Raw genomic sequence first — 14,274 nt, 5'->3', positions numbered from 1 at the left:
CAAGAGACCTTTAGCGTGCGGGAGAGGACGGGGACCGGAGGGCGGGCGGAGAGGCAGACGGGGAGCGGAGGGGGCCCGGCGGGGGTTCGGCGGCTTGGGTCAGCGGCCGAGCAGAGCGCCGACGGCGTCGGCGAAGGCCCGGACGCGGGCGGTGGCGGCGTCGGCGCGCCAGTGCAGGGCCCACTCCACGGGCGGGGCGTCGCGGAAGGGGACGTAGGCGACGTCGGGGCGTGCGTAGTAGCGGCGGGTCTGGGCACCGGTGACGAGGGCGCCCCGGCCCGCGCCGACGAGGGTGAGCAACTCGTTGTACGTCGCCGCCGCCGGGCCGTGCGCGATCGGCCGCCCCGCCGGGGTGGTGCGCGGCGCGCGGTCCTCCTGGAGGGACTGCGGCGCGTGGGCGGGCAGCCGCAGCAGCGTCACCCGGGCCAGATCCTCCAGCGACAGCGTCCCGCGGCGCGCGAAGGGGTGCCCGGCGGGCACCGCGAGCATGCGCGCCTCACCGATCAGCACCGGACCGGAGGCGATGCCGGGCCCGTCCACCGGGAGGCTCGCAAGCACCACCTCGGCCTCGCCGTCGCGGAGCCAGGCCACGACGTCCGCGGGCCTGGCCTCGCGGATCCGCACCTCGCAGCCGGGCGCGTGCTCGCGGAAGCGCTCGGCCGCACCCGCCAGGAGCTGGCCGCCCGCGGCGCCGGTGAACGCGACGTCCAGCGTGCCCGTGAGGCCGCGGCCGGCCTCCACCGCGGCCTCGTACGCCGCGGTGATCCGCCGCCACGCGGGCCGCGCCTCCTCCGCCAGCCGCCGCCCGACCGGCGTCAGCTCCACCCGGCGGCTGGTGCGTGCGAACAGCGGGGCGCCGATCCGGCGTTCGAGCGTCGCCACCGTCCGGCTGACGCGCGCGGTGGAGATGTGCAGCCGCTCGGCGGTCCGGCCGAAATGCAGCTCCTCGGCCAGCGTGAGGAGCACCTCCAGCTCGTACCGTTCCAGCACCGCCCCGCCCCCGCATCGTCAACCCTGCCGCAACGATCGTTGCACAGAGCGGCGTTGATCCGTCCGCCGTGCCCGGCGAGGCTCGTCACAGCCCCACTCCCCGCCCCTCCTTCCGGCTTCCCCGGACCTCCACCCGCACCAGGAGCACGCGATGTACGTCACCGGCACCCACGCCCTCACCGCCCCCGCCGCCGACAGCGCCGCGACCCTGCGGGAGCTGCGCGACCGTACGGAGATCCTCGACGCCCTCCTGCGGTTCGGCCTCGGCCAGGACCTCGGGGACGCCGCGCTCTTCGCCTCCGCCTTCGCGCCCGACGCCGAGATCGACTTCGCCCCGGCCTCCGCGAAGTGGGGCGGCAACGCCCCGCGGCTGGCCGGGCGGGACAGCATCGTCACCACCGTCCTCGGACTCTTCGCCGGGCGCGTGGACACCACCCACCAGGTCACCAATGCGCGCATCGCGATCGACGGCGACACCGCGCGCCTCACCGCCCTCGTCGAGGCCCAGCACCTGCTGACCGCCGACCACGGCACCTTCGCGCTGCTCAAGAACCCCTACGCGGTGGACCTGGTGCGCGACGGCGACCGGTGGGTGATCCGCCGGATGCGCATCGACAACGCCTGGTACACCGGCGACCCCGCGGCCATCTTCGGCGCCTGAGCGCAGGGGCCCGCCGCCCCTCCCCCGCCGCGAGCAGGCCGCCGCCGCGGCGGGGCGTGGACGCGCGCAGCCCGCCCGGGCCGGCGGTGACGGCCACCGGCCCGTCCCGGTCGGTACGGAAGACGGTGGCGCCCAGCCCGCGCAGCGCGGCGACCGTCCCCGGCGCCGGATGGCGGTAGGTGTTGTGCGCCCCCACCGAGATCAGCGCCAGCCGCGGGCGAAGGCGGGCGAAGAACACGTCGTCCCGGTAAGCGCTGCCGTGGTGCGGGACCTTCAGCACGTCCACCCGCGGCAGATCCGGCACCGACGCCAGCACCTCGCTCTGCGCCCGCGGGCCCAGATCCCCGGCGAGCAGCAGCGTCAGGCCGCCCGTGCTCACCAGCAGCGCCACGCTCGCGTCGTTCGGATCGTCGTCCGGCAGCCCTGCCGCGTCCGGCGGCGGCCACAGCACCCGCCAGGCCAGCGAACCCACCGCGCGCCGCTCCCCCGCCGCAGCCCGCAGCACCGGCACGCCCGCGGCCGCCGCCGCCCGCCGCACCCGCGCGGCCTCCGGCGCCGGTTCGTCCAGCACCGTCGTCTCGATCGCGCCGACCGCGCGCCCGCGCAGCACCCCGCCGAGGCCGTCGGCGTGATCCGCGTGAAAGTGCGTCAGGATCAGCAGCGGCACCGTGGTGACCCGCAGATCACGCAGGCAGCGGTCCGCGAGCACCGGGTCGGGGCCGGTGTCCACGACCACCGCGCTGCCCGGCCCCGCGGACAGCGCCAGCGCGTCGCCCTGCCCCACGTCGCACATCGCGAACCGCCAGCCCGCCGGCGGCCACCGCGTCGCCTGCCACGGCAGCGGCACGGGCAGCGGCAGCGGACGGGTCAGCGCCAGCAGCACCAGCAGGGCAGCGGCCGCCGCCGTCCACGGGCGGCCCGCGAGCACGCGCAGCACGCGGCCGCCGCGCACCGCCACCGCGAGTGTCAGCCCCGCCAGCAGCGCCGCGCCCGCCCAGCCGCCCGGCCACCCCACCCGCGCGCCCGGCAGCGCGGCTCCGTGCCGGGCCACCGCCGCGATCCACCGCACCGGCCAGCCCGCCACCCACGCGGTGGCCGCCGCCGCGGCCGGGGAGAGCGGCGCCACCGCCAGCGCGCAGAAGCCCAGCACCGTCGCCGGCGCGACCGCGGGCTCCGCCAGCAGGTTGCACGGGACGCCCACCAGGCTGAGCCGCGCCGACAGCACCACCAGCAGCGGGCCGCACACCGCCTGTGCCGCCGCGGCCGCCGCCAGCGCCTCCGCCGGCCGCGGCGGCACCCCGCGGCGCCGCAGGGCCGCGCTCCACCGCGGCGCCAGCGTCAGCAGCGAGGCCGTCGCCAGCACCGACAGGGCGAAGCCGTAGGAGCGGGCGACCCGCGGATCGCACAGCACCAGCAGCAGCACCGCCCCGCACAGCGCGGGCACCAGGGACCGGCGGCGGCCCGTGCCGATCGCCAGCAGCGTGATCAGGCCGCACGCCGCCGCCCGCAGCACGCTCGGCCCGGGACGGCACACCAGCACGAACGCGCCCGTCAGGGCCGCGCCCAGCACCGCCGTCAGGCGCAGCGGCACGCCCAGGGCGGCCGCCGTGCCACGGCGCTCGGCCAGCGCGGCTTCGGCCGGGGGGCCGATCAGGAGCAGCAGGACGATCGTGAGGTTGGCTCCCGACACGGACGTGAGGTGCGCCAGGTCCGTCGCCTCGACATCGTCCCTCAGGGCAGGGGGGATCGCGCTGGTGTCGCCCGTCACCAGGCCCGGGAGCAGTCCGCGGACGTCCGGGGGCAGGCCCGCACTCGCCGTGCGCAGGCCTGCGCGCAGCCGGGCCGCGACGCGCTGCGCCCCGCTGGGCGGGCTCAGCACGCGGGGCGGCCCCGCCGGGCGCAGCACCGCCGCCGATTCGCCGGGGCGGGAGGAGGGGGCGATGCGGGCCTCCACCCGCACCGTGGTGGACGGTACGAGCCGAAGCCACGTCGGCGGGCGGGCGTCCGCCAGCACCACGACGGGCGTGCGGGTGCTCGTGGGGCCGACGCGGATCGCCTCCGCGGGGACCACCACCATGGGGCCGCCTCTCGCCGCGCCACGTGCGCCCGGGGCGCGGGGGCCGGTGGTGAACGGGTCGCCCGTGACCCGCAGCACCACGTCCGCGCGGGCCCGGTGGGCGGCTATCCCCGGGAGGGGGCCGCGGTGCAGGTCCGCGTCCGCGAGGGCCGCACAGGTGGCTGCCGCCACGAGGCACAGCAGCGTTGCCGCCGCCGCGGTGGTGAGGCGGCTTCCTCCGGGGCGGGCGGCCCCGGTTCGCCGGCGGCGGGTTGCGGCGGCTGCCACCACCGCGAGCGCGTACGCCGCTGCCGCGGCGGCGGCCGTGAGCACCACCGGCCGCCACCCCGTGGCGGGCGTCAGCGCGGCCGCCGCCCACGCCGCCAGCGCCGGCGGTACGAGCCGCAGATCCGGCGGGCCCTCCTGGCGCGGATTCGCCGCGCCGAGCCGGGACTTCGCAGCCGCGTGCACGGGCGCCTGCGGCGGGCGCTCCCCCTCCCGGCCTTCCTCCGCGATGGCCTGCGGCCCGCCGGAATGGGGGGCGTCCGGAGCCCCGGCGCGGCCGGCCGTGCCCTCGCGGAGCGCTGCCCCCCGGGGTGGCCCCCCACCGCACGAACCGGGCACGCCGCTCCCAGCGCCCCGCCCCTCAGACCCAACCGCGCCAGCACCCCTCCCACCGTCACCGGGCGCACCGCCACCCGCGCCCCCACCTGACACCAGCCCCTCCCCTGAGCCCACGACCTCCCCACCGCACGAACCGCGCACGCCGCTCCCCCCGCCCCCAGCGCCCCGCCCCTCCCGCGCAACCGCGCCAGCACCCCTCCCACCGTCACCGGGCGTGCTGCTGCCGGGTGGTGGCGGCTGCCGGGAGGGGGTGGAGGCGGCGGTGTCGGGGCGGGTCATGGCTGGACCAGGGGCTTGAGGGTGGCGAATTTACGGTCGCCGATGCCGGGGACCTGGCGGAGCTGCTGGAGGGAGGTGAAGGCGCCGTGCTGGGTGCGGTAGTCGAGGATGTGCTGGGCCAGGACGGGGCCGACTCCGGGGAGGGCGTCGAGTTGGGGCACCGTGGCGGAGTTCAGGCTCAGGGGGGTGGCGGGGCTGCCGGGCGTGGCGGCGGAGGGCGGGGGCTGGGGCCGGCCGACGACGAGCTGCTCGCCGTCGGCCAGGGGGCGGGCGAGGTTGAGGGAGGTCGTGTCGGCGCCGGGGAGGGGGCCGCCCGCCGCGGCGAGGGCGTCGGCGACCCGGGAGCCCGGCGGGAGGCGGCGCAGGCCCGGCCTCGCGACCTTGCCGGCGATGTCGACCGTCAGGGCGGGGCGCGCCGGAGAGGGGCCGGGCGTCGGGACGACCGGCGGGACGGCCGCCGCGACCCGTACCGTGTGCGGGCGGCCCGTCACGTAATGGCGTACCGCCAGCCCCGTCGCCGCGAGCAGCACCGCCGTCAGCGCGGCGGCCGTGCGCAGTTCGAGCCCGCAGCGCAGCAGCAGCCACGTCCGCACGGCGGTGAGCCGACCGCCCGGCGGGCCTTCCCCGGCCGCCGGCGGAGGCGGCGGGGGCGGGGGCGGAGGGCCTGCGGCCGGGAAGATCGCGGACGCCCGCTCCCTCGTGCGGGCCTGTGCCTCGGACGCCTCCCGGGGTGCCTTCACCGCCGCGCGCGTCGCGCTCATCACGTTCGTCACGTTCATACCGATCATCGTGGACCGGTCCGCACCGCCCGCGATGATCTTGGTCCGCGGCCTGTGGAAAACTCCCCGCCGCGGCCTGCGCGCTCAGTGGGGCGAGACCACCACGCCCAGCAGCCCCGGCCCCGCGTGGGCTCCGATCACCGCGCCGACCTCGCTCACGACCAGCTCGTCGAGGCCGGGGACGCGCTCGCGCAAGCGCTCCGCGAGGGTGGCCGCCCGGTCCGCCGCGGCGAGGTGGTGGACGGCGAGGGCGACCGTGCGGGTGCCGGCCTGCTCGACGACGATCTCCTCCAGGCGGGTGATCGCCTTCGAGGCGGTGCGGACCTTCTCCATCAGCTCGATCCGGCCGTCCGCCAGCCGCAGCAGCGGCTTCACCGCCAGGGCGGAGCCGAAGAGGGCCTGGGCGGCGCCGATCCGGCCGCCCCTGCGGAGGTAGTCGAGGGTGTCGACGTAGAAGTACGCGGACGTGTCCGCCGCCCGCTTCTCCGCGGCCGCGACCACCTCGTCGACCGTGCCGCCCGCCTCCGCGGCCTGCGCGGCGGCCAGCACGGTGAAGCCGAGGGCCATCGCGACCACGCCCGTGTCCACGACCCGGACGGGCACAGGCGCGTCCTTCGCGGCGACGAGGGCCGCGTCGTAGGTGCCGGAGAAGTCCGCGGAGAGGTGGAGCGAGACGATCTCCGACGCGCCGGACGCGGCGGCCGCCTCGTACGCCGCGGTGAACTCGGGCGGCGCGGGGCGGGACGTGGTCACCGGGCGGCGCCGCTGGAGCGCCCGCGCGACCGCGGGCGCGGAGATCTCGGTGCCCTCCTCCAGGGCCTCGTCGCCGATCACCACGGTGAGGGGAACGATGGTGATGCGGTGGCGGATCAGGGCGTCACGGCCGAGGTAGGCCGTGGAGTCCGTGACGATGGCGACGTGCGGGGGCATGTCCGCGAGATTACCCGGGGCACGCGCCGGGGCGACAGCGCGGCCCGCCCCGCCCGCCGCTCTCGCGCCGCCGCCGCCCGCCCCGCCCGCCGCTCTCGCGCCGCCGCCGCGCGCCCCGCCCGGCGGGACCGCGCCTCCCGGCGGAGGCGGCTCAGTCCCCCTGCGACGGCAGTTTCGGGGGCTCGGTCGGGGTCCAGTGGCGGAGGGCCGCGGATTCTATGGCGATCTGGTCGGTCAGGGAGGCCAGGTCGTCGGCGGTGGCGTGCCGGGCGCGGTCCTGCGCGGCCCAGCGCAGGGAGTCCGCGGAGTGGGTGATGTGGCGGACGTGGGTGGCCAGTTCGGGGAGGCGGGCGGCGATGCGCGAGGTGTCCGGTTCGCGTTCGAGGAGCTTGAGCTCGCCGTCGAGGGCGCGCGCGTGGTCGTTGAGCCGGGACAGCAGGGACGCGGCCTCGGCGAGGGCGGCGTCGTCGGCGTGGCGGGCGTCGAGCGCGGCGAAGGTGCTGTCGATCGCGGCCCGCAGGTCGATCCGCAGCTGCGCCACCTCGCCGCCGGGGCCGGGCGTGGTGAAGCGGCGGGCCTTGAGCTGGGTGTCCTCGACGACCCGGCGGGCCTGCGCGGTGCCGCGGGCCACCCCGCGTCCGACGGCCCGCACGGTCCGCACCGCGACGACGCCCGCGAGCACCAGGAAGGCCAGCACGAGCAGGAGAACGATGATCCCGGCGGTTTCCACAGGCCGCTCCTCCTGGGCAGGGGCGAAGACGCGTACCTCCACCGTAACCGCACGGGGCGGGCCCGGGGGATCCCCCGGGCCCGCCCCTGTGGGCGGTGCTCAGACCACGATGTTGACCAGCTTCGGCGCCCGCACGATCACCTTGCGCACCACCGCGCCGTCCAGCGCAGCGGTGATCGCCGGGTCGGCCAGGGCCAGGGCCTCCAGGTCGGCCTCGCTGACGGTGGGCGGGACCTCCAGGCGGGCCTTGACCTTGCCCTTGATCTGGACGACGCAGGTCACCGCGGGGTCCTGTGCCAGGGCCGGGTCGGCGACGGGGAAGCCGGCGTGGGCCAGCGAGCCGGTGTGGCCCAGCCGGGACCACAGCTCCTCGGCGATGTGCGGGGCCAGCGGGGCGATCAGCAGGACCAGCTGCTCGGCGACGCTGCGCGGGACGGGGCCGCCCGCCTTCGTCAGATGGTTGTTCAGCTCGGTGATCTTGGCGATGGCGGTGTTGAAGCGCAGGCCCGCCATGTCGCCGCTGACGCCCTCGATCGCCTTGTGCAGGGCACGCAGCGTCTCCTCGTCGGGCTCGGCGTCGGTGACGGTGGCCTCGCCCGTGGTCTCGTCGACGATGTTGCGCCACAGCCGCTGCAGCAGCCGGTACTGGCCGACGACGGCGCGGGTGTCCCACGGCCGGGAGACGTCCAGCGGGCCCATCGCCATCTCGTACAGCCGCAGCGTGTCGGCGCCGAACTCCGCGCAGATCTCGTCGGGCGTGACGGCGTTCTTCAGCGACTTGCCCATCTTGCCCAGCAGCCGGCTGACCTTCTCGCCCTGGTAGTAGTAGGCGCCGTCCTGCTCGGTGACCTCGGCCGCGGGGACGGCGATGCCGCGCGCGTCGCGGTAGACGTAGGCCTGGATCATGCCCTGGTTGAACAGCTTGTGGAAGGGCTCGAAGGACGAGATGTGGCCCAGGTCGAACAGCACCTTGTGCCAGAAGCGCGCGTACAGCAGGTGCAGCACGGCGTGCTCGGCGCCGCCGACGTACAGGTCGACGCCGCCGGCCGGCTGCCCCTCGCGCGGGCCCATCCAGTACGCCTCGACGGCGGGGTCGACGATCCGCTCGGAGTTGAACGGGTCCAGGTAGCGCAGCTCGTACCAGCAGGAGCCGGCCCAGTTGGGCATGGTGTTGGTCTCGCGGCGGTACGTGCGCGGGCCGTCGCCCAGGTCCAGTTCGACGGTCGTCCACTCGGCGTTGCGCGACAGCGGGGTCTCGGGCGAGGTGTCCGCGTCGTCCGGGTCGAAGGTGCGCGGGGAGTAGTCGTCGACCTCGGGCAGCTCGACGGGCAGCATCGAGTCGGGCAGGGCGTGCGCGACGCCGTCCTCGTCGTAGACGATGGGGAAGGGCTCGCCCCAGTACCGCTGGCGGCTGAACAGCCAGTCGCGCAGCCGGTAGTTGACCGTGCCCTCGCCGATGCCGCGCTCGGCCAGCCAGGTGGTGACCACGGCCTTGGCCTCGGTGACGCCCAGGCCGTCCAGCGAGACCGTCTCGTTGGACGAGTTGACGATGGCCGCGTCGTAGGAGACGAAGGCGTCGTCCCACGCGGCCGGGTCCTCGCCGCGGCCGTCGGTGGGCCGGACGACGCAGCGCATGGGCAGGTCGAAGGCGCGGGCGAAGGCGAAGTCGCGGCTGTCGTGGGCGGGGACGGCCATGATGGCGCCGGTGCCGTAGCCCATCAGCACGTAGTCGGCGACGAAGACCGGTACGGGCTCGCCGCTGACCGGGTTGACGGCGTAGGCGCCGGTGAAGACGCCGGTCTTCTCCTTGGCGTCGGCCTGCCGCTCGACGTCGGACTTCGACGCGGCCTGCTTGCGGTAGGCCGCGACGGCGTCGCCGGGCGTGGCGTGGCCGCCCGTCCAGGCCTCGCGGGTGCCCTCGGGCCAGGCGGCCGGGACGATCGCGTCGACCAGGTCGTGCTCGGGGGCCAGCACCATGTAGGTGGCGCCGAACAGCGTGTCCTGGCGGGTGGTGAAGACGGTCACGGCGTGGTCGCCGGCCGCGCCCGCGGCGCCGTGCACGGGGAAGTCGATTCGGGCGCCCTCGCTGCGGCCGATCCAGTTGCGCTGCTGCAGCTTGATCGCCTCGGGCCAGTCCAGCGCGTCCAGGTCCTTCAGCAGCCGGTCGGCGTAGGCCGTGATGCGCATCATCCACTGGCGCAGCTTGGCCTTGAAGACGGGGTAGTTGCCGCGCTCGGAGCGGCCGTCCGCGGTGACCTCCTCGTTGGCCAGCACGGTGCCCAGCCCGGGGCACCAGTTGACGGGCGACTCGGCGGTGTAGGCCAGCCGGTGGCCGCCCAGCACGTCGGACCGCTCGGCGGGGGTCAGCTCGGCCCAGGGGCGGCCGTCGGGCGTGGCCCGGGTGCCGTCCTCGAACTGCGCGACCAGGTCGGCGATGGGGCGGGCGCGGTCGGCGGCCTCGTCGTACCAGGAGTTGTAGATCTGCAGGAAGATCCACTGCGTCCAGCGGTAGTAGTCGGAGTCGATCGTCGCGAAGGAGCGGCGGCGGTCGTGGCCCAGGCCCAGCCGGCGCAGCTGGGCACGCATGGTGACGATGTTGGCCTCGGTGGAGACCCGCGGGTGGGTGCCGGTCTGGACGGCGTACTGCTCGGCGGGCAGGCCGAACGCGTCGAAGCCCAGGGTGTGCAGGACGTTGTGCCCGGTCATGCGCTGGTAGCGGGCCGAGACGTCGGTGGCGATGTAGCCCAGCGGGTGGCCGACGTGCAGTCCCGCACCCGAGGGGTACGGGAACATGTCCATGATGAACTTCTTGGGCTTCGCGGCCTCCGCCGGATCCGCGTCCAGCTCGCCGGTGGGGTTGGGGGCGGAGAAGGTGCCGTGCTCGTCCCAGTACTCCTGCCAGCGGCCCTCGATCTCGGCGGCCAGCTGTGCGGTGTAGCGGTGCGGCGCAGCCGTCTCGGCGGCCGGGGTGGTGTCGCTCATCGTCCTCGGTACTCCATCGATGTCATGACGGCTGCTACGGCCATCGGTGCCTGGGGGTCCTGCCTGCGACGCCGTCCCGCCGCCCGGGGGGCGGACGGGCGGGACAAACAAAAAAGCCCCTCGCACAGGAGGGGTGCCGCACTGACGTGGTCCGTGGTCAGCGCGGCTCGCTAAGCAGGAGGCTCGTGGCTCGTCGCATGGCTCCAGATTACCGCAGCGGCCCGCCCGGACGCACAGTGGTGCGGCCGGTCCCCGGACGGGCGGGACACGGCTGCGGCCCCGCACCGTGGCCGGTGCGGGGCCGCAGCCGCGGCGGATGCCGTTACCTGGTGTGCCTGGGCGGCAGCGAGGAGGTGATGTACCCCTTCGCGGGCGTGCCCACGCCGGTGACGTCGTCGTAGCCGACCGTGGCGTGCAGCGACGCGTCGGCGCCGAGCGTGCGCAGCGAGACGATCGTGCCGTCGGAGTCGTCGACGGTGTTCGCGTAGTCCACGCGGACCACGGCGAGGCCCTTGCCCTGTCCCAGCGGGTGGTCGGTCACGTCGTGGTAGACGGGCGTGCCGTACCGGGAGTAGATCAGCGGGTTGGCGAAGCCGATGGCGACGCCGTGCCGGGCCTGCTCGGCGAGCGCCTGGACGCCGGCGATGACCGGCGCGGCCAGCGAGGTGCCGCCGATGCGGTAGGTGCTGTACTGCAGCGAGCCGTCCGGGTAGGTCTGGGTCTGACCCACCAGGAAGCCGGTGTTCGGGTCGGCGACGGCCGCGATGTCGGGCTCGACACGCTGCTTGACGCCGCCGCCGTTGGCCAGGGCCAGCGAGTCCGGGACCACACCGCGCTGGTAGTACGGCTGGTCGTAGTACTTGCTGGTGCCGCCGCCCGCGCCCGAGGTGTACGGGCCGGGGAAGCCGGTCCAGCTCTTGCCGTCCGCGGACAGCGGGGCGCGCAGGGTGCCCCAGCCGGTCTCGAACAGGTACTTGTCGTCCTTGCCGACCGCGAGCGAGGTGCCGCCCACGGACGTGGCCCACGGCGAGTTGCCGGGCACGTCGGCCTGCTTCACACCGGTCGAGGCGACGTTGTCGCCCGAGTCGCCGGAGGAGAAGTAGAAGCCGATGCCCTCGACCGCGCCGGTCTGGAAGACCTGGTCGTAGGCCGCGGCGACGTCCGGCGTCTCGTTGGCCTCCACGTCGCCCCAGGAGTTGGAGACGATGTCGGCGAGGTGGCCGTCGACGACCTTGTTGAGGGCGTCGAGCAGGTCGTCGTCGAAGCAGGAGGCGCCGCCGACGTAGACGATGTTCGCGTCCGGGGCCACGGCGTGCACGGCCTCGACGTCGAGCGTCTCCTCGCCGTACCAGCCGCCCGCGTCGCAGTCCACGGTGCTGTTGTAGTCGCTCGGCAGGACCTGGCTGAGCTGGCCCTTCCGGTACTTCTGGCCGCCGGTGTCCGCGGCGTAGCGCGCCGCGTCCTGGGCGATGTACGGCGAGGCGTAGGCGTCGGTGATCGCGACGGTCACGCCCTTGCCGGTGTACTTGCCCGCGCCGTACGCCGCGCGCAGCTGGTCGCCGGTGTAGCCCTTGATCGCGAAGGGCGCCTTGTCGCCGTACGCGGTCGGGTACTGCTCGGCGATCTTCGAGCCGTAGTACGTGGAGAAGGGCCCGGCGTTCTTGAAGACCTCACCGGGCGGCGGCAGCTCGTCGTCGTGCTTGGCCTTCTTGGGCGCCGTGTCCAGGCCCGTGACGGTGAGGACCGCGCCGTCCAGCGAGGCGGGCGCGGTGGCGGTGCCGGCCGGGGCACGGTAGACGTGGCCCGACTTGCTGTAGTTGTGCAGCTGGGTGCCGAAGGCCTTCTCCGCCGACGCCACGTCACCGGTGACGGTGAGGTAGTGCTGGTTGGAGCCGGTGACCTTCATGCCGGCCGACTTCAGCCACGCGGTGACGGCGTCCACCTGGGCCTTGGTCGGGCCGTACGCGGACTTGGCCTGGGCGGCCGTCAGGTAGTGGCCGTAGTCGGCGGAGTTCGGGTCCGACACGGACTTCGCGTAGGCGGCGAGGCCCTTGGCGTCCTTGCCCGCGAGGTAGACCCGCACGGTCACCGCGGCGGAGTCGGCAGTGGCACCGCGGTCCGCCTGCGCGGTGGCCCACTGGGGCTTGGTGCCGGACAGCGGCTGGCGTCCGGAAGGCTGGTCGGCCGACGCGGACTGGGTCGAAAGCGCGAGCGCGCCGGCGACCAGTGGCAGCGCGGTGGCCGCCACGAGCGCCATACGCGTCCTCTTGCGCTCAAATCTCATGTAACCCCCATGCGAAGCGAGTTGTCGCGTTGTCGGGTTGTCCCTGGTACGAGCGGACTGTGCGGTGTCGCCGCTATGCGTACACACCGCACCGCAAAGCGACACTCTTTCGCTGATCAGTTCATGCCAGGGCCACGATTTCCCCAAGAGCAGGTCAAGGAAACGTCCCTGCGGGAACCTCCCGTGGCCGGAGAACCTCTAAGGCGCCACTCGCTGACGGAGCCTCAGGCGGATGCTCCAGACCTACTACGCCGCCCCCGCGAGGGCGCGCAGCCCCGACCGGCCAGTCCCACGGCTGGCGGTATGACAATCACTGGATACGACGAAGGTGGAGCCGGATGCCCACGCCCCCGGACCAGCCTTCGGACGGCCGACGCCGGCCCCGGACGGACCGAGGAACGGAACCCGCCCCCAGGTACTGCGACCCAAGGTGTGACGCCGGAAACACCTCAGGGGGGTGCGGGTGGCGAAGCCCCCGCCACACGAGGGCGCAGCCCGAGCAGAAACGACGAAGGCGAGACGGTCCGCGCTTTCCGCGGACACACCTCGCCCATCGCCTTCGTGGAGCTACGGGGAATTGAACCCCGGACCTCTTGCATGCCATGCAAGCGCTCTACCAACTGAGCTACAGCCCCGCGACACCGCCGGGTTCCCCCGGCGACCTGGGGTTACTTTACACGCTCACCGGGTGGCCGGAGCAAATCCTTAATCCCCTCGGAAAGGGGCCCCGGGCCCGCCGGGAAGTTCACGGAGCGGCAACAGTCGGCCGGCCGGTCCCGGGTTACGGTGACGGCGGCCGAGGTGAGGACCGGGCCCGCCGAGAGGGGAGACGACCGCCGTGACCACCGCGTTCGACCCGATAGACCTGGGGGGCCACCGGCTGCCCAACCGGATCGTGATGGCCCCCATGACGCGCAGCCGGGCGTACGGCCCCGGGCTGAGCCCGACCGCCGGCACCGCCGCCTACTACGCCCAGCGGGCCTCCGCCGGCCTCATCGTCACCGAGGGCACCCAGCCCTCGGCGGGCGGCCAGGGCTACCCCGACACCCCGGGGCTGCACAGCGCCGAGCAGATCGCCGGATGGCGGCGGGTGACGGACGCCGTGCACGAGGCGGGCGGGCGGATCTTCGTCCAGCTCATGCACACCGGCCGGATCGGCCACCGCTCGGTGCTGCCGGACGGGCTGCGGCCGGTCGCCCCCTCGGCCGTGCGCGCCAGGGGGAGTGTCTGGACCGCGGCCGGACCGCAGGAGTTCGAGGAACCCGCCGAGCTGGACGAGCACGGCATCGCCCGCGTCGTCGCCGAGCACGCCGCCGCCGCGCGCAACGCGGTCGCGGCCGGCTTCGACGGCGTCGAGGTGCACGCCGCCAACGGCTACCTGGCCCACCAGTTCCTGGCCCCCAACACCAACCGCCGCACCGACGGCTGGGGCGGCACCCCGGAGGGCCGCGCCCGCTTCGCCGCCGAGGTCGTCCGGGCGGTCGCCGACGCGGTCGGGGCCGAGCGCACGGGCCTGCGGATCTCGCCGGGCAACACGCTGGGCGACATCGACGAGCCCGACCCGGAGCCGACGTACCTCGCGCTGCTGCGCGCCCTGGAGCCGGTCGGTCCCTGCTACCTGCACGTCGTGGAGACGGGCGACCGGGCCCTGACGCTGGAGCTGCGCAAGCGCTTCCCGGGCGTGCTCGTCCTGAACGCCAGAGCCGCCGGGCGCCACAACGGCCCCGAGCAGCTGGCGCTCGTCGAGGACGGCACCGCGGACATGGTCTCCTACGGCACCCTCTTCCTCGCCAACCCCGACCTGCCGGCCCGGCTCCGCGACGGCGGCCCGTACAACACCGCGGACCGGGCGACGTACTACGGCGGCGACGACCGCGGCTACACCGACTACCCCGCCCTCGGCCGCTGAGCCCCCGGCGCCCCGCGGCGGCCGGCGCGCCCGGCTGCCGCGGGGCGCAC

9 protein-coding genes and 1 tRNA gene are annotated in these 14,274 nt (G+C 75.3%); 2 read left to right on the top strand and 8 right to left on the bottom strand.

Annotation, left to right across the window (positions count from 1 at the left end; all coding sequences use genetic code 11):
- Positions 1–99 precede the first annotated feature (99 nt).
- Positions 100–990, bottom strand: coding sequence for a LysR family transcriptional regulator (locus ACH4SE_RS10705; RefSeq protein ID WP_398542959.1), 891 nt, complete (start codon positions 988–990; stop codon positions 100–102).
- A 151-nt stretch (positions 991–1,141) separates the two neighbouring features.
- On the opposite strand from ACH4SE_RS10705, the gene ACH4SE_RS10700 reads away from it, so the two are divergent.
- Complete coding sequence (locus tag ACH4SE_RS10700) at positions 1,142–1,651, top strand: nuclear transport factor 2 family protein (protein WP_398542958.1); 510 nt, start codon at positions 1,142–1,144, stop codon at positions 1,649–1,651.
- Here ACH4SE_RS10700 and ACH4SE_RS10695 read toward each other — a convergent pair.
- From ACH4SE_RS10695 to ACH4SE_RS10665, 7 genes are all read right to left on the bottom strand, one after another.
- The gene (locus tag ACH4SE_RS10695) at positions 1,536–4,178 is read right to left on the bottom strand and encodes a ComEC/Rec2 family competence protein (RefSeq protein ID WP_398542957.1); all 2,643 of its coding nucleotides are present in this window, start codon (positions 4,176–4,178) and stop codon (positions 1,536–1,538) included. The two genes, ACH4SE_RS10700 and ACH4SE_RS10695, sit on opposite strands and share 116 nt — an antisense overlap.
- A 428-nt stretch (positions 4,179–4,606) precedes the next feature.
- On the bottom strand, positions 4,607–5,389 hold the full coding sequence (locus ACH4SE_RS10690; RefSeq protein ID WP_398542956.1) for a helix-hairpin-helix domain-containing protein: 783 nt from the start codon (positions 5,387–5,389) through the stop codon (positions 4,607–4,609).
- A gap of 84 nt (positions 5,390–5,473) precedes the next feature.
- A complete protein-coding gene (locus ACH4SE_RS10685; protein ID WP_398542955.1) occupies positions 5,474–6,319 on the bottom strand; it encodes a DegV family protein in 846 nt (281 codons plus the stop codon).
- A 151-nt stretch (positions 6,320–6,470) separates the two neighbouring features.
- Positions 6,471–7,049: a hypothetical protein gene (locus ACH4SE_RS10680; RefSeq protein ID WP_398542954.1), complete on the bottom strand. Its 579-nt coding sequence runs from the start codon at positions 7,047–7,049 to the stop codon at positions 6,471–6,473.
- A gap of 99 nt (positions 7,050–7,148) precedes the next feature.
- On the bottom strand, positions 7,149–10,031 hold the full coding sequence (gene leuS, locus ACH4SE_RS10675; RefSeq protein WP_398542953.1) for a leucine--tRNA ligase: 2,883 nt from the start codon (positions 10,029–10,031) through the stop codon (positions 7,149–7,151).
- Between the two features lie 322 nt (positions 10,032–10,353).
- Positions 10,354–12,288 carry a protease pro-enzyme activation domain-containing protein gene (locus tag ACH4SE_RS10670; RefSeq protein ID WP_398542952.1) on the bottom strand — a complete coding sequence of 645 codons (1,935 nt, stop codon included), beginning with the start codon at positions 12,286–12,288 and terminating at the stop codon, positions 10,354–10,356.
- Positions 12,289–12,877: 589 nt separating this feature from the next.
- A tRNA-Ala gene (locus ACH4SE_RS10665) sits at positions 12,878–12,950 on the bottom strand.
- 203 nt (positions 12,951–13,153) lie between these two features.
- Here ACH4SE_RS10665 and ACH4SE_RS10660 point away from each other — a divergent pair.
- Positions 13,154–14,224 carry an alkene reductase gene (locus tag ACH4SE_RS10660; RefSeq protein ID WP_398542951.1) on the top strand — a complete coding sequence of 357 codons (1,071 nt, stop codon included), beginning with the start codon at positions 13,154–13,156 and terminating at the stop codon, positions 14,222–14,224.
- Positions 14,225–14,274: the final 50 nt, after the last annotated feature.

Source organism: Streptomyces sp. NPDC020983 (assembly GCF_044333485.1).
Taxonomy (GTDB): Bacteria; Actinomycetota; Actinomycetes; order Streptomycetales; family Streptomycetaceae; genus Actinacidiphila.
The sequence above is the reverse complement of the archived record's forward strand: the minus strand, read 5'-3'. Positions and strand labels throughout refer to the sequence as shown.

Coding starts and splice junctions, on each gene's coding strand:
- ACH4SE_RS10700 (WP_398542958.1), top strand. CDS start 1,142: ATGTACGTCACCGGCACCCACGCCCTCACCGCCCCCGCCGCCGACAGC.
- ACH4SE_RS10690 (WP_398542956.1), bottom strand. CDS start 5,389: ATGAACGTGACGAACGTGATGAGCGCGACGCGCGCGGCGGTGAAGGCA.
- ACH4SE_RS10685 (WP_398542955.1), bottom strand. CDS start 6,319: ATGCCCCCGCACGTCGCCATCGTCACGGACTCCACGGCCTACCTCGGC.
- leuS (WP_398542953.1), bottom strand. CDS start 10,031: ATGAGCGACACCACCCCGGCCGCCGAGACGGCTGCGCCGCACCGCTAC.
- ACH4SE_RS10670 (WP_398542952.1), bottom strand. CDS start 12,288: ATGGCGCTCGTGGCGGCCACCGCGCTGCCACTGGTCGCCGGCGCGCTC.